The 20,660-nt window shown below is 69.8% G+C and carries 21 protein-coding genes; 7 read left to right on the top strand and 14 right to left on the bottom strand.

All coding sequences use genetic code 11. The features are described from left to right. Nucleotides 1-2: 2 nt before the first annotated feature. The 3 genes from ubiT to ubiU are packed head-to-tail and all read right to left on the bottom strand — an operon-like array spanning nucleotide 3 to nucleotide 2,490. Nucleotides 3-467, bottom strand: a complete 465-nt coding sequence (ubiT, locus tag AC3WVS_RS09180) for a ubiquinone anaerobic biosynthesis accessory factor UbiT (protein ID WP_010810646.1) — start codon at nucleotides 465-467, stop codon at nucleotides 3-5. After that, complete coding sequence (locus AC3WVS_RS09175) at nucleotides 464-1,396, bottom strand: U32 family peptidase (RefSeq protein ID WP_492318346.1); 933 nt, start codon at nucleotides 1,394-1,396, stop codon at nucleotides 464-466. The genes ubiT and AC3WVS_RS09175 overlap by 4 nt, the downstream gene beginning before the upstream one ends. Before the next feature lie 47 nt (nucleotides 1,397-1,443). After that, on the bottom strand, nucleotides 1,444-2,490 hold the full coding sequence (ubiU, locus tag AC3WVS_RS09170) for a ubiquinone anaerobic biosynthesis protein UbiU (RefSeq protein WP_492318345.1): 1,047 nt from the start codon (nucleotides 2,488-2,490) through the stop codon (nucleotides 1,444-1,446). Nucleotides 2,491-2,757: 267 nt separating this feature from the next. On the opposite strand from ubiU, the gene AC3WVS_RS09165 reads away from it, so the two are divergent. Next, on the top strand, nucleotides 2,758-3,927 hold the full coding sequence (locus tag AC3WVS_RS09165) for an NAD(P)H-dependent flavin oxidoreductase (protein ID WP_492318344.1): 1,170 nt from the start codon (nucleotides 2,758-2,760) through the stop codon (nucleotides 3,925-3,927). Nucleotides 3,928-4,021: 94 nt separating this feature from the next. Here AC3WVS_RS09165 and AC3WVS_RS09160 read toward each other — a convergent pair whose 3' ends face one another. Beyond that, nucleotides 4,022-5,416, bottom strand: coding sequence for a hypothetical protein (locus AC3WVS_RS09160; protein ID WP_492318343.1), 1,395 nt, complete (start codon nucleotides 5,414-5,416; stop codon nucleotides 4,022-4,024). A gap of 341 nt (nucleotides 5,417-5,757) precedes the next feature. On the opposite strand from AC3WVS_RS09160, the gene AC3WVS_RS09155 reads away from it, so the two are divergent. The 4 genes from AC3WVS_RS09155 (at nucleotide 5,758) to AC3WVS_RS09140 (ending at nucleotide 9,143) form a co-directional block, all read left to right on the top strand. Then, a complete protein-coding gene (locus tag AC3WVS_RS09155; protein ID WP_492318342.1) occupies nucleotides 5,758-7,782 on the top strand; it encodes a type IV pili methyl-accepting chemotaxis transducer N-terminal domain-containing protein in 2,025 nt (674 codons plus the stop codon). Further along, nucleotides 7,779-8,435, top strand: a complete 657-nt coding sequence (locus tag AC3WVS_RS09150; protein WP_114134071.1) for a response regulator — start codon at nucleotides 7,779-7,781, stop codon at nucleotides 8,433-8,435. Before AC3WVS_RS09155 ends, AC3WVS_RS09150 begins: the two co-directional genes overlap by 4 nt. Nucleotides 8,436-8,636: 201 nt before the next feature. Further along, nucleotides 8,637-8,795: a DUF3309 family protein gene (locus AC3WVS_RS09145; protein WP_022539625.1), complete on the top strand. Its 159-nt coding sequence runs from the start codon at nucleotides 8,637-8,639 to the stop codon at nucleotides 8,793-8,795. 159 nt (nucleotides 8,796-8,954) lie between these two features. After that, a complete protein-coding gene (locus AC3WVS_RS09140; RefSeq protein ID WP_010810654.1) occupies nucleotides 8,955-9,143 on the top strand; it encodes a DUF3008 family protein in 189 nt (62 codons plus the stop codon). A gap of 91 nt (nucleotides 9,144-9,234) precedes the next feature. Here the strand turns inward: AC3WVS_RS09140 and AC3WVS_RS09135 are convergent, their stop codons facing one another. The 3 genes from AC3WVS_RS09135 to AC3WVS_RS09125 form a co-directional block, all read right to left on the bottom strand. After that, nucleotides 9,235-9,954 carry a ParB-like protein gene (locus tag AC3WVS_RS09135; RefSeq protein ID WP_492318341.1) on the bottom strand — a complete coding sequence of 240 codons (720 nt, stop codon included), beginning with the start codon at nucleotides 9,952-9,954 and terminating at the stop codon, nucleotides 9,235-9,237. Continuing rightward, nucleotides 9,938-10,372: a hypothetical protein gene (locus tag AC3WVS_RS09130; protein WP_492318340.1), complete on the bottom strand. Its 435-nt coding sequence runs from the start codon at nucleotides 10,370-10,372 to the stop codon at nucleotides 9,938-9,940. Before AC3WVS_RS09130 ends, AC3WVS_RS09135 begins: the two co-directional genes overlap by 17 nt. A 172-nt stretch (nucleotides 10,373-10,544) precedes the next feature. Beyond that, on the bottom strand, nucleotides 10,545-11,402 hold the full coding sequence (locus tag AC3WVS_RS09125) for an SDR family oxidoreductase (protein WP_058697358.1): 858 nt from the start codon (nucleotides 11,400-11,402) through the stop codon (nucleotides 10,545-10,547). 342 nt (nucleotides 11,403-11,744) lie between these two features. Between AC3WVS_RS09125 and AC3WVS_RS09120 the strand changes: the two genes are divergently transcribed. Both AC3WVS_RS09120 and AC3WVS_RS09115 read left to right on the top strand, forming a co-directional pair. Beyond that, nucleotides 11,745-12,812: a BON domain-containing protein gene (locus AC3WVS_RS09120; protein WP_492318339.1), complete on the top strand. Its 1,068-nt coding sequence runs from the start codon at nucleotides 11,745-11,747 to the stop codon at nucleotides 12,810-12,812. A gap of 7 nt (nucleotides 12,813-12,819) precedes the next feature. Continuing rightward, a complete protein-coding gene (locus AC3WVS_RS09115; RefSeq protein ID WP_492318338.1) occupies nucleotides 12,820-13,455 on the top strand; it encodes a ParB-like protein in 636 nt (211 codons plus the stop codon). A gap of 48 nt (nucleotides 13,456-13,503) precedes the next feature. Here the strand turns inward: AC3WVS_RS09115 and AC3WVS_RS09110 are convergent, their stop codons facing one another. The 7 genes from AC3WVS_RS09110 to AC3WVS_RS09080 all read right to left on the bottom strand — a co-directional run bounded on the left by AC3WVS_RS09110 (nucleotide 13,504) and on the right by AC3WVS_RS09080 (nucleotide 20,430). After that, entirely contained in the window at nucleotides 13,504-14,370 is an 867-nt protein-coding gene (locus tag AC3WVS_RS09110) for an alpha/beta hydrolase family protein (RefSeq protein ID WP_492318337.1), read from the bottom strand. Then, nucleotides 14,357-15,550, bottom strand: a complete 1,194-nt coding sequence (locus AC3WVS_RS09105; protein ID WP_492318336.1) for a DUF3182 family protein — start codon at nucleotides 15,548-15,550, stop codon at nucleotides 14,357-14,359. Before AC3WVS_RS09105 ends, AC3WVS_RS09110 begins: the two co-directional genes overlap by 14 nt. 54 nt (nucleotides 15,551-15,604) lie before the next feature. After that, complete coding sequence (locus tag AC3WVS_RS09100) at nucleotides 15,605-16,174, bottom strand: low affinity iron permease family protein (RefSeq protein WP_492318335.1); 570 nt, start codon at nucleotides 16,172-16,174, stop codon at nucleotides 15,605-15,607. Nucleotides 16,175-16,947: 773 nt separating this feature from the next. Then, entirely contained in the window at nucleotides 16,948-17,421 is a 474-nt protein-coding gene (locus AC3WVS_RS09095; protein ID WP_010810663.1) for a PRC-barrel domain-containing protein, read from the bottom strand. A gap of 86 nt (nucleotides 17,422-17,507) precedes the next feature. Then, nucleotides 17,508-17,882 carry a hypothetical protein gene (locus AC3WVS_RS09090; protein ID WP_492318334.1) on the bottom strand — a complete coding sequence of 125 codons (375 nt, stop codon included), beginning with the start codon at nucleotides 17,880-17,882 and terminating at the stop codon, nucleotides 17,508-17,510. Nucleotides 17,883-18,083: 201 nt separating this feature from the next. Further along, nucleotides 18,084-18,890: a sensor histidine kinase gene (locus AC3WVS_RS09085; protein WP_492318333.1), complete on the bottom strand. Its 807-nt coding sequence runs from the start codon at nucleotides 18,888-18,890 to the stop codon at nucleotides 18,084-18,086. A gap of 139 nt (nucleotides 18,891-19,029) precedes the next feature. Beyond that, nucleotides 19,030-20,430 carry a sigma-54-dependent transcriptional regulator gene (locus AC3WVS_RS09080; RefSeq protein WP_492318332.1) on the bottom strand — a complete coding sequence of 467 codons (1,401 nt, stop codon included), beginning with the start codon at nucleotides 20,428-20,430 and terminating at the stop codon, nucleotides 19,030-19,032. Between the last annotated feature and the right edge of the window lie 230 nt (nucleotides 20,431-20,660).

The raw sequence follows: 20,660 nt of genomic DNA, 5'->3' as shown, positions 1-20,660 counted from the left end.
GGCTACGACGCCGCACCTGCCCGCCCCACGGTGGCGCCGTGCAAGGCCACCAGCCGCGCCGCCGCCTGGCTGACCCATGCGGGCCGCGGCGCGGCGTCGAGCCAGTACTTGACCTCCAGGCCCAGCGCGGTATCGCCGCTGATCACCAGCCGGCGCTGGAAGAACAGCGTGTCGGTATCGGCCTCGCCGCCCAGCAGGCGCAGGTAGTCGACCGCGCAGGCGCGCAGCGTCAGCTCAGGCTCGGCGTCCGCTGCCGCGGCACGAAAGCGCCCGCCTTCGCAGCGGAACGGCACGGCCAGCCCAAGGTCCTGCACCGTCAGCAGGAAGGCGTGTCCGTCCAGTGCGGCCGGTGGCTCCAGCCATCCCGCCCGGCGCGCCAGCTCCAGCGCCGCCACCAGCGGCAGCGCCCTGGCACGGGCGGGCATGCGCCGGTGCACGCCCGCGATCAGCTTGTGCAGCGCGCTCATGCCCGGGCCTCCCAGGCGATGCCCGCGCTGCCGTGCCAGTAGCCGTTGCAGGGCTGGGCGCCGGCCGGGGTGATGCCGCTGCCAGCGGGTGCCTGTTCACCAGCACGAATCGCCGCGAGCTGTTGCACCACCTGCAGCGTGCCGGATGAGTGCGGACTCACACGCAGCATCCCCACGCCCATGCGCGCCATCGCCAACGCCTCTGCGCACAGGTCCAGGCAGGTGGCGCTCTGCGTCTGCACGCCGTTGAGCGTGAAGAACGCCTGCCCCTCGCCGGTGGCGGCCACCAGGCCGTCGGGATAATCCATGCAGCGGAACTCGCAACTGTCCTTGCGCAGGCGATGGTGGCGCGCCGTAAAGCAGCGCGCCGAGAACGCCAGCGGCAGCCGGCCCCAGACAAAGGCTTCCAGGCGCATGCCGGTGGGACGCGCCGCTGCCAGCGCGGCCAGCGTTCCGCCATCCATCTCCACCGGCGCGACGCAGCCGGCCGCGCCCAGCCCGGCCAGCCACGCCAGCGTATCGGCGTGGTAGACATTGAGGTGGGGGCCGCCGACAAAGGGCCGCCCTGCCATGCAGCGCACCGCGCCCAGATCGTTGGCCTCGACCAGGTAGTCGTCCTGCGCGCAGGCGCGCCGCATCCAGGCGATATCGGTGTCGGACTCCACCAGCACCGGCGTCGACAGCACCACCTCCTTGCCGGCATCGCGCAGCATCTGCGCAATCTCCAGCCATTGCGCATGGCGGACTTCATGGCGGCGCGTACAGACGGTCTCGCCGAGATAGACGCGGTCGACCGGCGCATCGGCGACCGACGCATAGAACTGCATCACGGCCTCGCGCGGCCAGTAGTACAGCAGTGGGCCCAGGGCGATGCCGAAGTCGGGCATCGCTATGGTTTGCGGCATCGCGGCCGCGGCAATCTCTGGCATGGGAAGCTCCGTCATGGCCGGTTCAAGGCAGATCGATGTCATGGGTGTCACCGCCACGGCCGGTCGTAGGCGCCTTGCGTGACCTGGTCGCCTTCGGCATGGCGCCCCAGCGTGCTCTGCCACTCTTGCCGCGGCACGAAGCGCGCCGGATCGGCGCAGGCCGCGTCGATGGCCGCGCGCAGCACGCCGACCACATCGCCCACATAGCGCGGGCTGCGCTGCCGGCCTTCGATCTTGATGGCAGCGATGCCCATGTCGATCAGCGCCGGCAGCAGCGACAGCGCATTGAGGCTGGTGGGCTCTTCCAGCACGTAGCCGCGCTCGCCCTCCACCTCGAAGCGGCCCTTGCACAGCGTGGGATAGCCGGCCGGCTCGCCCGGCGCATAGCTGTCGATCAGGATGCCCGACAGCCGCGCCTGCATGGTCCCGTCCTGCTCGGTCCAGCGCACCGCGTGCGCGGGCGAGCAGACGCCCTTGTTGTTGGGCGAGTCGCCGGTGGCGTAGGAGGACAGCAGGCAGCGCCCCTCGGCCATCACGCACAGGCTGCCGAAGCCGAACACCTCCAGCTCCACGCTGGTCTGGCGCGCCAGCTTGCCGATCTGCGCCAGCGACAGCACGCGCGGCAGCACCACGCGGCGGATATGGAAGCGCTCGCGCATCAGCTCGATGGCGTCGGCATGCGTGGCCGAACCCTGCACCGACAGGTGCAGGCGCAAGCCCGGATGGCGCTCGCACGCATAGCCCATCAGGCCGGCGTCGGCCATGATGACCGCGTCGGCGCCAAGGTCCGCCGCCGCATCGACCGCGCGCTGCCATTGGGCCACCGCGCCCATCTGGGCAAAGGTGTTGATCGCGAACAGCACCTCGGCGCCGCGCGCGTGGGCTTCGGCCACGCCGGTGCGGATGTCGGCCTCGGTAAAGTTCAGGCCGCCGAAGTTGCGCGCGTTGGTGGCATCGCGCAGGCCCAGGTAGACCGCGTCGGCGCCGTGCTGCAGCGCCATGCGCAGGGCCGCCAGCGAACCGGCGGGCGCAACGAGCTGGGGCCGGCGCGGCACGTTCGCCGCGGTGGATGGGGCTGGGGAGGCAGGGGTCATCGGTGATGGCGCCGGCGGCGGCGCGAAGATGAAGACAGCGGCCGATGCTAGCCAAGCGCTTGCAGCAGGGGCTTGACCGCGCGCAAACCCACGCCAACGGCACACCGCCTGCGTTGGCCTATGCCGGTTGGCGTAGGCCGATGGCAGGCCACCACCGCGCGCTTGACCTGCGGCAAACGCCGGCCCGTGCCGCTGTGCCACGCTTGCCCGGTCATCCACGCGGCTGGCCGCACGCCGGCCCCGCGCCCATCCTCTTCCGGAGATTTTATGAATCAACCCTGGCTCAAGCTGGCCGGCCGCCGCCTGCTGCCCATCGTGCAGGGCGGCATGGGCATCGGCATCTCGGCCCACCGGCTGGCCGGCGCCGTCGCGCGCGAGAACGGCGTCGGCACCATCGCCAGCATCGACCTGCGCCACCACCACCCCGACCTGATGGAACGCACCCGCGGCAGCCGTGACAAGCCCGCCATCGAAGCCGCCAACCTCGAAGCGCTGGATCGCGAGATCCGTGCCGCGCGCACGGCGTCCGAGGGCCGCGGGCTGATCGCCGTCAACGTGATGAAGGCGGTGGGCTCGCACGCCGCGCTGGTGCGGCAATCCTGCGAAAGCGGCGCCGATGCCATCGTCATGGGCGCCGGCCTGCCGCTGGACCTGCCCGAGCTGACCGCCAGCCACCCCAGGGTGGCGCTGATCCCGATCCTGTCCGAGGCGCGCGGCATCGGCCTGGTGCTGCGCCGCTGGATGAAGAAGGGCCGCCTGCCCGATGCCATCGTGGTCGAGCATCCGGCGCATGCCGGCGGCCACCTGGGCGCGGCCACCATCCAGGACCTGTCAGAGCCGCGCTTCTCGTTTTCGCGCGTGCTGGCCGAATGCCGCGAGCTGTTTGCGCAGCTCGGGCTGGCCTGGGACAGCATTCCGCTGATCCTGGCCGGCGGCATCGACAGCCATGCCAAGGTGCGCCACTGGCTGGGCGAGGGCGCCGCCGCGGTGCAGCTGGGCACGGCCTTCGCCGTGACCGAGGAATGCGATGCCCACCCGGCCTTCAAGCAGGTGCTGGCCACGGCGCGGCCCGAGACCCTGCGCGAGTTCACCAGCGTGGCCGGGCTGCCCGCGCGCGCGGTGCTGACGCCGTGGCTGTCGCGCTACCTGTCGAGCGAGTCGCGGTTGCAGCGCCGCGCCAAGCCGCGTGAATGCCTGGAGGGCTTCGACTGCCTGCAGGCGTGCGGGCTGCGCGACGGCATTGCCCGCATCGGCCAGTTCTGCATCGACCTGAAGCTGGCGCAGGCCGTGCGCGGCGACGTGGAGCGCGGCCTGTTCTTCCGCGGCCGGGGTGCGCTGCCCTTCGGCGAGGCGATCCGGCCGGTGGCGGAGCTGATGCATTACCTGTTGACGGGGGAAAAGCCTGCGGGGCTGACCCAAGCCCCGACACCAGCCTGACGCATGCCTGTCGTGCGTGCCGTAGCCAACGCCGCGCGAACAAGGCTCCCCTCGCCCGCTTGCGGGAGAGGGGTGGGGGAGAGGGCCGGAGTGTCTACGAAGTGAGGCGCGTCGGTATGCCGGCGCCTGCCCTCTCCCCCGGCCCCTCTCCCGCAGGCGGGAGAGGGGAGCAAACCGGCGGCATGGAAACCTTGTCAGCAATGCGCGGCGGTAATCCGCCGCGCTTCCTCATCTCCCGCATGCATCGCAACGCTCCCAGCAGTTGCCACCCCAGCCACGCATTGGCACCCGCCAGCAGCACGCCGCCAGCGCGGGCCAGCGGCGCCGGCGCCAGCGGCACCGCCAGCAGCAGGACGTAGGCAGCCAGCAGCAGCCATGCCTGCCGCCGTTGCCGGCCCGGCACGATGATGGCCTGCATGGCCGGCACCCGCGCGCGCGGCGGCAGCAGCCGGCGCAGGTGCAGCCAGGCCAGGAACGGCACGATCTTGCCGAGCATGGCCGTGACCGGCAGCACGCCCACGCCGACCAGCGCCATGGTGCCGGCCCACCATGCCAGCGGCAGCCCGGCGGCGGGCAGCACCACGGCCGCCGCCCCCAGCAGCGCCGCGCCTGCCATGCTGGCGCATGCCACCGGCCAGAGCAGCCACAGCGGATCATGGCGCCGCCGCGCGCGCAGCGTGCCGGCCAGCCCGCACGCGCCCACCACCGCCACGAACGCCAGCCACACGAGCAGCACGCCATGCGCCAGCGCACGGTGATCCGGCCACAGCATTGCCGCGGCGCTGAACAGCGCCAGCGGCAACCAGTGCGCCATGGGCAGCCAGCGCCCGATCGCCGCCGGCAGGCGCGGCGACTGCCAGAACATCGGCAGCACGGTGGTGGCCACGCCGGTCACCAGCGCGGCCAGCCAGCCGCCCAGCGCCCACGCCATATGCAGGCCGAGCCAGCGCGCCACCGGCACGCGCCACCAGCCGCCGAAGGCGCCGGCCAGCACCATGCCGCACAGCACCGCGACCATCAGCGGCGCGCCGATGCCGGCAAGGGTGCGCGTGGTGGCATCCACTGCGGCCACGCGCCGGCCCGCAGCCAGCAGAATGGCGCCGGCCAGCAACAGGATCACCGCCACGGCCGCCGCCGCCTGCATCGCCACAGGTTCGCCGCCGAGCAGGCCGATGGCCAGGGCGGTGGCCACGCCCGCGCCGGCCGCGGCCATGAACGGCGCAAGCAGCCCCGCACCCGGCACGGCCACGCCGGCCACCACCGGCATCATCTGGAACAGCGCGCCCACCATGACCGGCAGCAGCATGCCCAGCGCCAGCACATGGACCGCCACCAGCGCCAGTGGCGCAAAGCGGTCCGGCAAGCCGCCGGGGGGACCGGCAGCAAGCAATACCCCGGCCGCGGCGCCAAGCCACGGCGCCGGCATCAGGCAGCCGAACACCACTGCCAGGCGCGGGGCGCGTTCATAGTCGAAACTGGCTGCCTTCACGCCTCGCCTCTCCTCATCAATGTTGACCGGATGCTAGGCCAGGGCAAGTCGTGTGGATTTGACCGCAGCCAAGTCCGACGATGTATCCCCGCGCCATGCGGTGGGAGCGATATGTCACGACGTGACAGGCCTGGTGTGTGGGCGGCATTCCCCGCAATTGACAAGCCGATGCGCCGCCGGCCGCACATGCCAGACGCCGAAGCCGGGTTTTCTTGATCTTGCGCAGGAAGCCCCGCGTGCTGCGCAGGGAAAATTGCCCTCGATGCCAGCGCGCAGCCATGCACGCGCCGGCCGCCGGGCCACCACCCGGCTTCCCCCGACTGGTAGCCCCCGATACCGCCATGTTCCGAACCGATCCTCCAGCCGCCAGCGCCGCGGCGGACTCCCGCGCTGCCGGCCTGCCGGCGCTGCGCGACCGCCTCTCCACCCGCATCATCTCGCTCTCGCTGGCCGTGCTGCTGGTGGTGCTGGGCATGATTGCCGGCACGCTGTGGCTGTCATGGAAGCTGGAAGGCGCGGGTGCCGCCATCAATGACGCCGGCAGCCTGCGCATGCGCGCCAACCGCGTGGCGATCGAACTGACGCTGGCACAGGCAGGCCAGGACAATGCACTGGCCGAGCAGGTGCAGGCGCTGGACGCCACGCTGGCCCTGCTCAGGAAAGGCGACGCGGCGCGCCCGCTGTTCCTGCCGGACGAACCCGCCATCCATGCCCAGATGACCCGCGTCACGCAGGGCTGGCAACAACGGCTGCGCCCGCTGGCGGTAGCCGGAACGGGCGACGCCGCCGCCCCGGCACGCTATATCGCCGCACTGCCCGGCTTCGTCGCGCAGGCCGATCGCCTGGTCGGCATGATCGAGCATGACAGCGCGCGCAAGACCGACTGGCTGCGCTTGTCGCAGATCGCGCTGGCGGCAATGGCCTGCGTCGGCACCGTGGCCGTGATCTACCTGCTCTACCTGTGGATCATCCTGCCGGTGCTGCGGCTGCAGGACGGCCTGCGGCGTATGGCCGCGCGCGAGTTCTCGCTGCGCCTGCCGGTGGAAAGCCGCGACGAGTTCGGCACCCTCAGCGAAGGCTTCAACCGCATGGCCGGCGAACTGCAGGGGCTGTACCACGACCTGGAGACGCGCGTGGCGCAGAAGACCGCCGAGCTGGAACGCCAGAACCGCGACCTGGAGACGCTCTACGACATGGCCGCCTTCCTGAACCAGGCCGCCGATGCCGAGGCCATGGCGCGCGGCTTCCTGGAACGCGTGATGCGCCAGTTCGATGCCGATGGCGGCAGCGTGCGCGTGCTGGACAGCCGCCACGGCAGGATGCACCTGCTGGCAGCCGCCGGCCTGCCGGCGGCGCTGGCTGAATCCGAATCCTGCGCGGCGGCCAACGCCTGCCATTGCGGCGACGCCACGCGCGAGGCCGTGGTCGCCATCGTCGACCTGCGCGCGGCGCAGCGCCAGGGCGCCGCAGGGGATGTCACGCCCTGCAGCCGCAACGGCTTCCAGTCGCTGGCGGCCTTCCGCATCGAAAGCCAGCGCGGCGCCACCGGCGTGTTCGCGCTGCACTTCCGCACGCCGCGCGCGCTGCCCCCGTCAGACCGCCAGATGCTGGAAACACTGGGCCAGCACCTTGGCACCGCGCTGGAACACCTGCGCCTGTCCGCGACCGCGCGCCAGCTGGCGGTGGTGGAAGAGCGCAACCTGGTGGCGCAGGGCCTGCACGACAGCATTGCCCAGGGCCTGAATTACCTGAACCTGCAGGTGCAGCTGCTGGACGCCGCGGTCGAGCGCGACGACCTGGCCGAGACCCGCGAGATCGTGCCGATGCTGCGCCACGGCGTGGAAGAGAGCTACCAGGATGTGCGCGAACTGCTGAACAACTTCCGCTCGCGGCTCGGCACCGGCGAGCTGCGACCGGCGGTGGAAGAGACCGTGTGCCGCTTCCGGCGCCAGTGCCGCACCGAGGCCACGCTCGCCATTGACGAGAGCGGCGGCGCCTGGCCGCTGGCGCCGGAGCAGCAGCTGCAGGTGCTGTTCATCCTGCAGGAGGCGCTCTCCAATGTGCGCAAGCACGCCATGGCGGCGCACGTGGCGGTGGCGCTCAGCCACGGCCGCGATTTCCGGCTGGTGGTGCAGGACGACGGCGAGGGCTTCGATCCGGAGGAAATCGCCACGCGCGCCGAAGCGCATATCGGCCTGAACATCATGCGCGAGCGCGCGGCGCGGCTGGGGGCGCAGCTGCACGTGCAGGCCCGCCCCGGCCACGGCGTGCGCATCGAACTGGTGCTGCCCGCCGGCCGCTCTTCCGGCGCCCGCGAGTTCGCCGACACCCGCCCCGCCCCCACGACCACCGAGACCCAGCCATGACCATCCGCATCCTGCTGATCGACGACCACACCCTGTTCCGCTCGGGCATCCGTGCGCTGCTGCAGCGGCAGGCCGACTTCGAGATCGTCGACGAAGCCGCCGACGGCGTGGAAGGCATCAAGCGCGCCAAGCAGCACCGTCCCGACGTGATCCTGCTGGACCTGAACATGCCCGGCCTGTCCGGCCTGGAAGCCCTGCAGCTGCTGGTGGAAGACCTGCCGCAGACCGCCGTGATCGTGCTGACCGTGTCCGAGGAAGCCGAGGAACTGGCCGCCGCGCTGCGCGGCGGCGCGCGCGGCTACCTGATCAAGAATATCGAGACCGAGGCGCTGATCGCCGGCATCCGCCGTGCCGCGGCCGGCGAACCGGTCATCTCCGACAGCATGACCGCCAAGCTGGTGGCCCAGTTCCGCGCTCCGGCACCGGTGGCCGCGGCGCGCCAGGACGAAGCGCCGCGGCTGACCGCGCGCGAGCGCGAGATCGTGCAGGGCCTGGCGCGCGGCGAAAGCAACAAGGAGATCGCGCGCGACCTGGGCGTGGCGGAAAGCACGGTGAAGATCCACGTGCAGAACATCCTGAAGAAGCTGAACCTGGCCAGCCGCGTGCAGGTGGCCGTCTATGCCGTCGAGCACGGGCTGAACGCAGCGTGCTGAACGCGGCGCAGTGTCCGCCACGACAGCCCTGCATGTTGCGCGCCCGACACCCCAACGTCGTCCGATTCCTACAGCGATTTCAGCCCTAGTCCGGGGGGACGCCGGCGCCCCCTGATCTAGGCTGAACTGTAAGCAGTTGGCTCTCCGAGGCCACCCCGGTCCGGAAGCCCGGCTTGCCAGATCCACAACAAGGAGCACGCCATGGGAATCGGCACCATTCTCCTGATCATCCTGATCCTGCTGCTGGTCGGCGCACTGCCGGCCTGGCCCTACAGTTCCGGCTGGGGCTACTGGCCTAGCGGCGGCCTGGGCCTGATCGTCCTGATCGTGGTGCTGCTCGTGGTGCTTGGCCGGATCTAGCGTTCCTGGCCAGCCTGCGGGCAACGCACGCCGGCTGGCGCACGCAGCGGCGCCAGCGCGGGGCTACCCTTGTCGCTGCCGCGCCGGCGCCCTATAACGAAGCGCGGGCGTGTGCCACCGCATCGCCCGGTTCCTTCCCCCATTTGCAAGGAGACCCAGATGCCAGCCAAATCCAAGGCGCAACAGCAGGCCGCGGGAGCGGCGCTCTCCGCAAAGCGCGGCGAAAAGAAGGCCGGATCGCTCAAGGGACCTTCCCGCTCGATGTATAAATCGATGAGCGAAAAGGAACTCGACAAGATGGCTTCGACCAAGACCAAGGGCATGCCGAAGCACAAGTCAGACAGTTGATCCGGGACCAGCGTCAGCGATGCTGCCGGGTTGCTCCCCTCTCCCACCTGCGGGAGAGGGGAGCAACCAAGCGGTCTGCCAGGCTGCCTGCCTATCTGGCACCGCCCTTCTTTCCCCCGACTCTCCCCCTCACCGGCCCGCCGCAATAGCCGGGCAAACGTCTTGCGCGGGCGCTGCGCGCCAGCCGGATCGACTCCGCCAGCGCCAGCCCGAATCCCGCAACGCTGCCCAGGTCCTGTTCCACCCGCTCGCGCAGGAAGGCGGCCCAGGAGAAATCGCCGGCAGCGCTGCCAGGCTTGCGGTAGGCCCCGGCCTCGCGCGCAAAGGCAGCCAGGCTGCGATAGGGATCGTCGCGCATGCCCCGCACAGTGGGCGGCAGCGCCTTCGGGCCCAGCAGCTGGCCGTGCTCGTCATAGGGATGGACATGGCCGAGACGGCGCATCCGTTTCCAGAACGCCGACGGGCTCAGGCGGCTGAAGTCATGCAGCACGAGCACGGGTGCCTGCTCGTAGCCGAGATCCAGCCACGCCCGCGCCCAGTGATGGTGATCGATGATATAGAGGCTGCCGCCCGGCCCGGCCACGGTCTTGACGCGATGGCGGCGCATGAAGCGCCGCAGCGCCGCGTGGTCGTCCGGGTTCGCGTGGCGCTGCGTGACATCCATCTTGTAGCTGACGTGGGCATAACCCAGCGTCAGCTGGGTCGGGCGCAGGCGAGCCAGTTCGGCAACGGCGTTGCCTCGCGCGCTGCGCGGCGTGCCTGGTTCAGCGCTGCCGGCTGCGGCGGCGCGGCGCTCAGTCGTTCTCGGCACGCTTCTGGTCGACGAAGTGCTCAAGCTCGCTGCCCGGGTCTTCGTTGCCGGTGCTCTCTTCGGCAACCGCCTCGCGTGCGAGCGGGCGTGGCCAGTACTCACCCTCGCCGCCGCGTATGGGCTCGCCGTGGCGGGAGGGATTGAAATCCGTCCACTGGCCGCATTCCCAGTTGCCTTGCGCGCATTCCAGCGCGCTCGCCCCGGCTTCACGCAGCACGTCCACGGCAACGGAATCGAGGCCGTTGTTGACGCATGCCGCCAGCATGACGCGGTCCACCGCGCCGCTTTCCGGCGTACTGTCCGGCCCCACCGACATGATGGATACGTCCCACACGGAGAAGCCGCGCGAGAACAGGGTACGTGCCACGTCTTCGGCGCTGGCAATCGAATCGAAACGTCCGGCTACGATCGATGACATGATGACTGACTCCCATGATGGTGGCGCTGGTCATGACTGCTGTCATCCACATTGCAAGAGCCACGCCTGCGCCTGCTGTGCGGCACGCCGCGCGCACGGCCTGCATGGCGCGCACGCCGGCGTGCAATATTTGCAAAGGCGGCCCCGGAACTACATGCCCCGCCCTGGCGCCTCAGCCGTTGACGACCTCGCCGCCGTTGATGTGCAGGATCTGCCCGGTGATATAGCTGGCCGCGTCGGACGCCAGGAAAACAAAGCCCGCCGCCACCTCGAACGGTTGTCCCGGGCGCCCCATCGGCGTCTTCTTGCCGAATTCGGCCACTTCCTCCGCGGTGAAGGTCGACGGGATCAGCGGTGTCCAGATCGGGCCCGGCGCAACGCCGTTGACACGGATGCCGCGCTCGACCACCTGCAGCGCCAGGGAGCGCGTGAAAGACACGATCGCACCCTTGGTGGCGGAATAATCCAGCAGGTGCTTGCTGCCGCGATACGCGGTCACCGATGTGGTGTTCAGTATCGACGCGCCCGACTTCAGGTGCGGCAGCACTGCGCGCGTCAGGTGGAACATCGCAAACACATTGGTGCGGAAGGTGGCCTCCACCTGGCTGGCGTCGACCTCTTCCAGCGAGGCCTTGGGGTGTTGCTCGGCGGCGTTGTTGACCAGGATGTCGAGCTTGCCGTACTGCTGCAACGCCTGTCGCGCCACGGCCTCGGCATGCGCGCGGTCAGCGAGGTCGCCGGCGATTGCCAGGCATTTGCGGCCCGCCCCCTCCACCAGCTCGACGGTCTCGCGCGCATCGGCATGCTCATCGAGATAGGCGATGGCGACATCGGCGCCTTCACGCGCAAAGGCCACCGCAATGGCCCGGCCGATGCCGCTGTCGCCGCCGGTAATCAGCGCCGCGCGCCCGCGCAGCCGGCCGCTGCCGACATAGTCGTCGGCGCCGCTGTCCGGCTGCGGCCGCATGGCGGACTCCAGGCCAGGTTGGCGCGACTGGTGCTGGGGCGGGATGCTGGTCGGTGTGGACATGGCTGGCTCCTGTCTGCGCGGCCGCATCGCGGCCCTTGCAGGTGCCGCGCAAATTCCATGCCGCAAACGGCGAGCCCGGGCCACGCCGCGGCAGCCGCGTCGCGGCCGCGGCCCGCGGCCGTGGCTGACACGCCGCCCGTAACCCTTACATCGCCCGGCAAACCTTACAGCGATCCGGGCGGCCAGCCCGCCTGGCCCCGCGCGCGCGTCGGGGCACGGATATTGCGGCCATTGCAGACATGAACATCACCGGCCCGGCGCGCCTGCGGCAGTTGCCGCACGGGCCCGCCGCACCAGGCAGTGCGGCGGAGGACGCCCGGGCCCCACAGCCAGGAGGCAACCATGTTCAACTTCCGCAACGAGCGCAGCCGCAGCGGCCCCCGCAGCGGCAGCGAAACGCAGCGCCGCGAGCGCGGCCCGGCGCAACGGACGCGCGACCAGGGCCGGGGCAGCGGCTCGGAGGACTGGGGACAGGAATGGGGCGAGGACTGGCGCGGCGACAGCGGCGGCCAATCCGCGCCTCCGGGCCGCGAACGCGAGTCCGAGCGCCATGGCGGCCCGTGGTACCAGCAGGACACGCCTGCCGGCCAGCGCCGCGGCAGTTGGGGCGAACAGGGCTATGGCGCTGCCGACACGGGCGGCACCGGCCATCCGTACAGCAGCGGCTACGGTGGCTACCGGCCGGCCCCGCAGGACAGCGGCTACCGCAGCGAAGAACGCGAATCGGGCTATGGCTACCGCGATGAAGACCGCTTCGGCCCGCGCGGACGCCGCAGCGAACTCAGCGATGAGGATGACCCGCGCCAGCCTGGCCGCGGCTGGCACGGTGGTGAAGAAGAATGGGGTGAACGCGGCGGCCGCGCCATGCACTGGCGCGAAGGCATGGAACGCGACCGCGCGCAGCGCGCCGGGCAGCCGAGCTATGGCGGCGGCTATTTTGGCGATGCCGGCAGCGGTGGCCAGTCGTACAGTGGCGGCCAGCGTGTGTACCCGGATGATCCGGGCTACCGCCGCCACGCGCCCTATACGGCGCAAGCGGGAGCGCCAGGCGGCCACCGCGCCGGGCGCCGTCCGGTCGGCCCCAAGGGCTACCGCCGCGCCGATGAGCGCGTGCGCGAGGATGTGTGCGAACGTCTGGCGATGAACCCCTATGTCGATGTCCACGACGTCAGCGTGGAAGTGGCCAACGGCGTGGTGACGCTGGACGGCAACGTGCGCGAGCGCCGCGAGAAGTACGTGATCGAGGACATTGCCGATGCCGTGTTCGGCGTCACCGAGGTGAACAATCACCTGCGCGTGCAGCGCCAGCCAGGCGCCGCGTGGGCGGCGGGCTCCGAGGTCGGCGGCGACGATGCGGCCGGCACCGATGCTTCGGGGATCTCGCCCGAGCGCACCCTGAACAAGAGTTGATGCGCCCATGCGCCGCCAGCCTCGCAAGCTGTGCCCGGGCAGCAAGCTGATGGTGCCGCTGGATGCCCTGCATCCCACCCAGATCACGGTAGGCGGCTACCATGTCGCGCAGAAGGTCCATGTCACCCGGCGCGTGCCGCCGGAGGACCGCGCCGCGTTCCTGGACCGGCACCGCGTACACTTGGTGATCGGTCCGGAACAAGCGCTGTACGTGGTCGATCACCATCACTGGGTGCGCGCCTGGCACGATCTCGGGCTCACCCATGTGCCGGGCGTGGTGCGCGCCGACCTGAGCGACATGGACGTGCCGGCGTTCTGGCGCCACATGGTGGCCGAGCACATGGTCCACCCTTACGACGAGCACGGGCGCCGCCGTCCGCTGACGGAACTGCCTGCCGGCATCCACGACATGCGCGACGACCCCTATCGCAGCCTCGAGGCCTTCGTGCAGCTGGCCGGCGGCTATCGCAAGGTCAAGACCGCCTATATGGATTTCCGCTGGGCCGACTATTTCCGCCGCCACGTGGCGGGCCCGTTCGACACCCCGCATCACTTTGCCATTGCGCTGGCGCAGGCGTTCCGGCTGGCGCACGCCGCGGGCGCGCGCGGCCTGCCCGGCTACATCGGCCCACTGGGGTGCTGAGCCGGTCAGTTGTCCTGGCCTGCTGCCATCGACATGGCGCAAGCCACGCTATTGCGCGCCGGATACCGCCGCCGGCGCGCTGGCGGACTCGGGCTGCGGCATGCCAAGCTCGTCGGTGGCCGCCTGCGGCGCGGCCCGCGCCGCGGGCGGCTCGGCGCGCTCGGCGCTGACCGGGCCGGCGCGCGCGACGGTGATCATCTCGCGCAGCCAGTTGACCAGCAGGCTGCTGTAGCCGCGCTGGCTTTCCTCTTCCGTCAGGCCGTGGTCGGCACCCTTGATCACGCGGTAGGTCATGGAGTTGGCGTGCACGCAAGCATCCACGTAGCTCATCACGGCGGCGTGCGGCACCACCTGGTCGTGCTCGGATTCGATCACCAGCACGTCGCCGGCAAATTCCGCGCAAGCGCGCAGGGCGCGGTTGCTCTCGGGCGGCACCACGCTGCGCCGGTAGGCCACCAGGTCCTGTTCGCGATGCAGCTGGCGCTTGGGCAGTTCCCAGCCCGAGTCCATGTACAGCGCCGGCGCGCGGAACGCCATCCAGCGCACCTGGCGCAGCGTGCTCAGCAGCGCAGCCAGGTAGCCGCCGTAGCTGCTGCCCACCACCGCGATGGCGTTGCGGTCCACTTCGGGCTGGCGCACCAGCACATCGTAGGCGGCCACCACGTCGGCCAGGTTGCGCATGCGGCTGACGGTCTCGTATTGCGCCTGGGTGCCGGCGTGCCCGGTCAGGTCGAAGGTCAGGCAGACGCAGCCCAGCCCCGCCACCTTGCGCGCGCGGGCCAGGTACTGCTGCTGGCTGCCGCCCCAGCCGTGGACAAACAGCACGCCCGGCAGCCTGGTTTGCGGGCTGATCAGGGTGCCGGCAATGGTGCCGCCTTCGCTTTCTATCTGCAGCAGGTCTTCATGCGTTGCCATCGGATTCAGGCTCCAGTCGTGCGTATTTGGTCAACGGACCGGCGTGCCGGTCCTCTCCCTGGAAGTAGATCTCGGCGTCGTCCGGCACGCGCACGCCCTTGCCATAGACCTCGCGCGTGGCAGCCACCACGCGGGCGCGGCGCGGATCCTCGCGCAGCGCGGCCAGCGCCGCCAGTTCGGCGCCGGTCGCGCCGCCCACCCGCCAGGACTGTTCCAGCACGCCCCCAAGCACTTGCCCGTGGCCGGCGCTGCCCGCGGGCGAGCCGAAGGCGACGTCGTAGTTGCAGCGCGACAGCACCATGTTCCCGGCATCGCCATAGCACGCGAGCGCGGCTTCGTGGTACACCATCGCGGCCCGCACCGCGGCCAGCGTGCGGGCGTCGAACGGGTGCTGCAGCAGCGCCTCGAGGCCGCCGCGCACCATTGTCAGCGTCGAGCCGCCATAGACCTTCTGCCCGTGGTTGTTGGCAGTGAGCCCTTGCGTGCCGCAATAGCTGGCCCGCAGGCCCGCCAGTTCCACCTGCCCCACGCTGTAGGTCTGCGGCGCATCCAGGTCGCGCTCCGCCACCAGGCCATGGGCTTCCACCACGTCGGGCGCCATCGCGGCAAGTGCCTCGTCCAGCGAGCGTTCGTCGTGGACCACGCGCTGGCCCAGCCCGCCGACGCCGTACGGTTCTTTCAGCCGTACCGGCCCCAGCGCCAGCAGGCGCATTGCCGCAATCCGCGCGTCGCCGAGCGTGAAGGCGGTAAAGCCCGGCAGGGTAGCGCCCACCACGCGCCGCACAAAGTCCTCGGACCAGCCCCGCGGTGCTGCCGCGCCGGGCGCCACCAGGCCGTGCGTGATCGCCTTGGTGGCCACGAAGGCGTAAGGCACCACCCCGCCAAACAGGTCGCCCGCGTCCCGCACGCCGAGATCCTGGGCCAGCATGCGCCCCACCAGCGTCTGCGCGGGCACCAGGTACGGCACAGGCAGCCCCGCATCAGGCGCGGCGTAGGCGCCTGCGAAGGTCAGACCCGCAATGTCGGCGACCTTGCGGGCAATATTGGCAAGGGTCGTGCCATGGTGGCTGTCGGCCTTGCCCAGGGTCTCGCAACCGTAGACCATCACCGCGCGGCTGCGCGCCGGCGGGTTGCCCGGGGCGGCGCGCTTTTGATTCGTTGCCTTGCTCGGTTCGGACACGGGCGGCTCCTTGCTGGTGGCTGTCCCTCGATGGGGTGGGAGGGGCCGCATGGGCTAAGAGCTGGGTACCACGGTGGGTGAGCGGCTCCCGGCGTCGCTGCCGTCCAGCCGGCGCCCGCGCGCTGCGCGCGCCTGCCGCTTGGCGGCGTGGTTCTCGCGCGCCTCGTCCAGCGAATGGCTCGACTTGATACCGTCTTCCTTGTCAGCCAGCTCGGCCAGGTGGCGATAGAAGGTCACCAGCTGGCGCAGCTCTTCCTCGTCCAGGTCTTCGATCGACACCAGCATATTGCTGGCTTCGCGGTGCGAGGCGAGCAGTTCATTGAGCTTCAGGTGGACCGCGACCGCGTCCTTGTTCTGGCTCTGCTGGATCAGGAACACCATCAGGAAGGTGACGATGGTGGTGCCGGTGTTGATGACCAGTTGCCAGGTCTCGGAATAGGAAAACAATGGGCCGGTGATGGCCCACGCGGCCACCACGCCGACGGCCAGCACGAATGCGACGGGCGATCCGGCCTGGCGCGTGGCGGCGCCGGCGAAGCGGTCAAAGGCATGCAGCACGCCGGAATGCTTGCCGGACCCGGGTCGATGGTCAATGGCTGGCGGGATTGGGCTGGAATTGTTCATTGTTGGCGCTCCCACAGAGGGTGGCTGTTTGTGATTGGCGTCATTTGGTTGGTTTATGGCGCTTGGCGGGTGTGGCTTTATTGGCTTGGCGGTATGCGGTCGCTTATCGTCCTTGGCGGGCGTGGCTGTTTCGCCGGCGTAGCCGGCGACCTACTTTCTGTCCGAGCGACAGAAAGTAGGCAAAGAGCGCGTCGCCTATGCGGCTGGCAATCAATTACGCGGCGTCGGTCATATGGGCGGCGGTGCTTGCCGTTTGGATGTGGTCGCGGTTCGACCCTGCTACCGCCATGTGAGTCAGGGACAGTGCCTGCGATAACCGGCTTTTGAACGATCCCCAAGTCGGGCGGTGGCCCGCGCTCTCAAGCGATATCGCATTAACGCCTTCGGCTGCGCTCCGCGCAAGCGCCCAATGACCGTCAGCGCATTTTGAGCCTGCGTAGCAGCCGTAGGCGTTCTCGCGATTCGGCTGGCAGCAGGCGGCCTACGCCCTGCATGGGGATCGTTCAATAGTGGGTTAACGCAGGCACTGGCACACACTCACATGGCGTAGCAGGGTCGAACGGGCACCCACGCCTAACGGCAAGCACCACCGTGCGAACCACCAACACCGTGAAATTAGATTGCCAGCCGCACAGGCGACGCGTTTTTTGGTTACTTTTTGTCGCTCGGACAAAAAGTGACTCGCCGGCTACGCCGGCGAAACAGCCACGCCCGCCAAGAACGACATGCGACCGTATGCAGTCTAGCTAAGTGCCATCACCCCAAACTCCCCATCACCTCCTCCTCTCATCCCAAGGGTCATACCGATCCGCCTCCCAATAAGGCGAAATCCCGTAATACTGGTGAATGCTGGTAGCCCACTGCGAATCCGCCATGCTGGGCCAGTGGTCCTTGTCAAACCCCGGCGCGGCCTTGAGCCGATCCCTTTCAACACCAAGCACAAAACACTTGCGCCGCGTATCGAGCGTCAGCGCCGACCACGGCAAGGCGAAGAGTTTTTCACCAATGCCAAGGAAGCCGCCCATGGCCAGCACTGCGTAGGCCACGCGCCCGCCCAGCACGTCGATCATGATGTGGTCGATGGTGCCGATATCGTCGCCGGCGGGGTCAACCACCTTGTTGCCCTCGAGCGTGTCGGCTGCCATCACGAATGGGCCAGGGCCCGGGGAATCGCGGTCGATGCCGCCGACGATGGATGCGCCGTGCGGCGGCCGTTCTTCAGGGGGTTCAGGTTGGACTCGGGTCATGGCTATCTCCGTTTGGCGGGCCGCGGCGCGGGGCCCTGGGTAGGGTCCCGCCGCGGCACCTGGACTCAGGGTTGCGGAAATGCGCTTCAGCGCTTGCTGGCCGACCCCTTGCGCTGGCCTGCCGGCTTGGCGCCCACGGGCTGCTCTTCACTGCCCCGTTTGAGCTTCCAGTCGACATCGTCGCGCGCGGTCTGCGTCTTCTTCTCGGCGTGCATGGCTGCGCTCGGCGAGATCGGGTCGCTGGCCGGGAACGTCATCTCCAGCGAGTCGTCCACGGCGGCCTGGTAGGTCTTGGCTTCCTTGCCCCGTTGCTTGTCGCCTGCGGCGGCCTTGCTGCCTGCACGGGCCTTGCCCGCGGATGGCCCGCTCATGCGGGCAGCCCGGGACTTGTCGGATTTCGCGCCGGACGGCTTGTGAGCAACCTGCGCGGCCTTGTCGGATTTGCGGCTGGCTTTGGGCATGGTTGTACCCTCCTTGGTTGGGTCATTCATCCATGCAAGGCGCGGGCCAGAAACGGGAAAAGACAGGAGCGTGGCGGGGGAGCGGTGCGGGCGCTGCCGTGACGCCGCAGGTATGGCAAGTGCAACCACGGCCGGCCGGCAAGCGCTACGCGTAGCGCACGCGACAGGCCGGTAAAAACTACATGGATGCGCGGCGCCGCGTCAGGCGCTCATGTGGCGCGGGAACCTGACGGCGATGCAGACCCTGATCCGGTCGTTATCGCAGCCATCGCTTTCCGCGCTCAGCGCCGCCCCGTGCATTTCGACCATGCGGCGCGTCAGCAGCAGCGCGCTGCTCTGCCGGGCCGGGGTCGCGCCGTCCGGCGCCGCCCGGCGCCCGAAGAAATCGGTCAGCGCGGCCAGCCGGCTGGCGCTGCGCTGCTGGTCCAGCGGCGGGCTCTCGGTGATGCGCAGCTTTACGTGATCCGGCTCGCTCAACACCTGCACGGCGACCGTGCCGCCGGCCGGCGCGCGCCAGATGCAATGCACCAGCAGGTGCCGCAGCAGCGGGGCCAGCCGCTCGGCGTCGCCATCGATCAGATAGGCCGATTCGGACGAGTCGGCGGCACCGTCGGTGGCGACCGGCGACAGCAGCACGCCACGGGCTTCGGCAGTGGTACGCCGGTCGGCAATGGCCTGGGCCGTGAGCGCCAGCAGGTCCAGGCGCTGCCAGCGCGGTGCGCTCTCGTCGGCCAGCAGCCGCACGGCCTCTTCCATCTCCTCGATCAGCGCCAGCTGCTGCTGCATGCCGGAGCGAATCCCGTCCAGCGCGCGCTGCGCGGGCGCCGGCGTGGCATCGAAAGCACGGTCCAGCACGTAGGCCCAGCTCTGGATGGCGTTCAGCGACGAACGCAGGTCATGCGCCGATTGCTCGATCAGCGCGCTCACCTCTTGCACGCTGCGCACGGCGCCGGCCGGCGAAGAAAGCGGAGCGTCCGGCATCGCGGATTGCGGGGGTTGCTGCGTCATGTGCGGCTCGGCATTGGCACGTCCCCGGCCGGATTGGCCGGGTTGGATGCGTTGGAGGAAGCAAGAAACGTGCTGCACAGGGCGCTGCGGCCCACTGGCACGGGCCGATCCCCGCAAACGCAGGCGCTGCCTCACGCCGTCAGCCGGTAGCCGACGAACCGGTGTCGTTGCGCGAGGCGCGTAGCCACTCGGGCAATTCGCCGCGGGCGGCATAATCTTCCAGCCGGTTGTACAAAGTCTTCAGGCTGATGCCGAGGATCTCGGCCGCGTGCTTCTTCACCCCCGCGCATTGCTCCAGCGTGGCGAAGATCAGCTGCCGGTCGGCATCGGCCAGGGACATGCCCACCGGCACCGACACCACCGCCGCGCCCGGCGCCTGCGTGGCCGCGACCTGCAGCGGCACCTGCACTTCGGTGATGAGGTCGTCGTCGGACATGATGAAGGCGCGCTGCACGAAGTTGCGCAGCTCGCGCACATTGCCGGGCCAGGCGTGCAGGCGCAGGCTGTCCAGCACATTGGGCGCGAAGCGGCGCCGGGTGCCCTGCTCGGCATTGAGCTGGTCCAGCATCAGGTTGGCGATCTGGATCACGTCGTCGCCGCGCGCGCGCAGCGGCGGCAGTTCTACCGGGAACACGTTCAGCCGGTGGAACAGGTCCGCGCGCAGCTTGCCGTCGGCCACCGCATCTTCAGGGTTGCGGTTGGTGGCGGCCAGCACGCGCACATCGGCATGGCATTCGCGGTTGGTGCCCACGCGCATGAAGGTGCCGGTCTCCAGCACGCGCAGCAGCTTGACCTGCAGCTCGGCGGGCATCTCGGTGATCTCGTCCAGGAACAGGGTGCCGCCGTCGGCGCGCTCGAAATAGCCCTTGTGCTGGCGGTCCGCGCCGGTAAAGCTGCCGCGCTCGTGGCCGAACATCTCGCTTTCGATCAGCGTGGGCGAGATCGCGCCGCAGTTGACCGCCAGGAACGGCTGGCGCCGCCGCGACGAGAGCTCGTGCACGGTCTGCGCGGCCAGTTCCTTGCCGGTGCCGCTTTCGCCGATCAGCAGTACCGTGGCTTCAGTCGGGGCCACGCGCGCAAGCTGGTCGTAGACCACCTGCATCACTTCGGAACTGCCCATCAGCCGGCCGAAACGACCGTAGCGGCGCAACTCACCGCGCAGCGAATGGATCTCGGCGCGCAACTCGCCGGTGGTGGCCAGGCGCCTGAGCACGGTCTGCAGCCGCGCCACGTTGATGGGCTTGACCAGGTAATCGGTGGCACCGGCGCGCAGCGCTTCGACCGCGCTTTCCACGCTGGCATAGCCGGTCGTGAGGATCACTTCGACGCCCGAGGCGCCAACCTCGTCGAACAGCTCCATGCCGTTGCCGTCCGGCAGGCGCAGGTCCGCCACAATCGCCTCCGGCATGCGCCAGCCGATCTGCAGCCGTGCCTCGCGCAGGGTGCCCGCCGTGGCGGAGCTGAAGCCTTCCATGGCCACGATCTCGGCTAGCGCGGCACATGCGTTTTCGTCGTCATCGACAATCAGGATGTGGGGCATACGATCCGTCAGTGAGACCTATTGGAAACTTGGGCGAAATCCGCTGGCGCCTCCGTTCGCGGGCCACGGCGGTCATGCTGCCGGGCTCGGGCACGCCTGCCGCCACGCTCCATGCAAGGCGTGGCGCGACAGGCACAGGGGCGGCACGGGTTTCGACTGCGACATTGTCAGTCGGTTGCACAAGTCCACTGCGTAATGCCAGTCTAAGCGCGGGCAGGCACGGTCGTTGC

The organism is Cupriavidus sp. CPT47-8839-RL05A (assembly GCF_058792255.1).
This window is presented reverse-complemented; position numbering and strand designations above follow the sequence as displayed.

Bases quoted from the DNA above. Each gene is read 5' to 3' on its own strand.
- AC3WVS_RS09080 (WP_492318332.1), bottom strand. From the start codon at position 20,430: ATGCCCCACATCCTGATTGTCGATGACGACGAAAACGCATGTGCCGCG.
- AC3WVS_RS09100 (WP_492318335.1), bottom strand. From the start codon at position 16,174: ATGAACAATTCCAGCCCAATCCCGCCAGCCATTGACCATCGACCCGGG.
- AC3WVS_RS09130 (WP_492318340.1), bottom strand. From the start codon at position 10,372: ATGTCATCGATCGTAGCCGGACGTTTCGATTCGATTGCCAGCGCCGAA.
- AC3WVS_RS09120 (WP_492318339.1), top strand. From the start codon at position 11,745: ATGTTCAACTTCCGCAACGAGCGCAGCCGCAGCGGCCCCCGCAGCGGC.
- AC3WVS_RS09150 (WP_114134071.1), top strand. From the start codon at position 7,779: ATGACCATCCGCATCCTGCTGATCGACGACCACACCCTGTTCCGCTCG.
- AC3WVS_RS09140 (WP_010810654.1), top strand. From the start codon at position 8,955: ATGCCAGCCAAATCCAAGGCGCAACAGCAGGCCGCGGGAGCGGCGCTC.
- ubiU (WP_492318345.1), bottom strand. From the start codon at position 2,490: ATGACCCCTGCCTCCCCAGCCCCATCCACCGCGGCGAACGTGCCGCGC.
- AC3WVS_RS09155 (WP_492318342.1), top strand. From the start codon at position 5,758: ATGTTCCGAACCGATCCTCCAGCCGCCAGCGCCGCGGCGGACTCCCGC.
- AC3WVS_RS09175 (WP_492318346.1), bottom strand. From the start codon at position 1,396: ATGCCAGAGATTGCCGCGGCCGCGATGCCGCAAACCATAGCGATGCCC.
- AC3WVS_RS09095 (WP_010810663.1), bottom strand. From the start codon at position 17,421: ATGACCCGAGTCCAACCTGAACCCCCTGAAGAACGGCCGCCGCACGGC.
- AC3WVS_RS09145 (WP_022539625.1), top strand. From the start codon at position 8,637: ATGGGAATCGGCACCATTCTCCTGATCATCCTGATCCTGCTGCTGGTC.
- AC3WVS_RS09110 (WP_492318337.1), bottom strand. From the start codon at position 14,370: ATGGCAACGCATGAAGACCTGCTGCAGATAGAAAGCGAAGGCGGCACC.
- AC3WVS_RS09090 (WP_492318334.1), bottom strand. From the start codon at position 17,882: ATGCCCAAAGCCAGCCGCAAATCCGACAAGGCCGCGCAGGTTGCTCAC.
- AC3WVS_RS09165 (WP_492318344.1), top strand. From the start codon at position 2,758: ATGAATCAACCCTGGCTCAAGCTGGCCGGCCGCCGCCTGCTGCCCATC.
- AC3WVS_RS09125 (WP_058697358.1), bottom strand. From the start codon at position 11,402: ATGTCCACACCGACCAGCATCCCGCCCCAGCACCAGTCGCGCCAACCT.
- AC3WVS_RS09115 (WP_492318338.1), top strand. From the start codon at position 12,820: ATGCGCCGCCAGCCTCGCAAGCTGTGCCCGGGCAGCAAGCTGATGGTG.
- AC3WVS_RS09085 (WP_492318333.1), bottom strand. From the start codon at position 18,890: ATGACGCAGCAACCCCCGCAATCCGCGATGCCGGACGCTCCGCTTTCT.
- ubiT (WP_010810646.1), bottom strand. From the start codon at position 467: ATGAGCGCGCTGCACAAGCTGATCGCGGGCGTGCACCGGCGCATGCCC.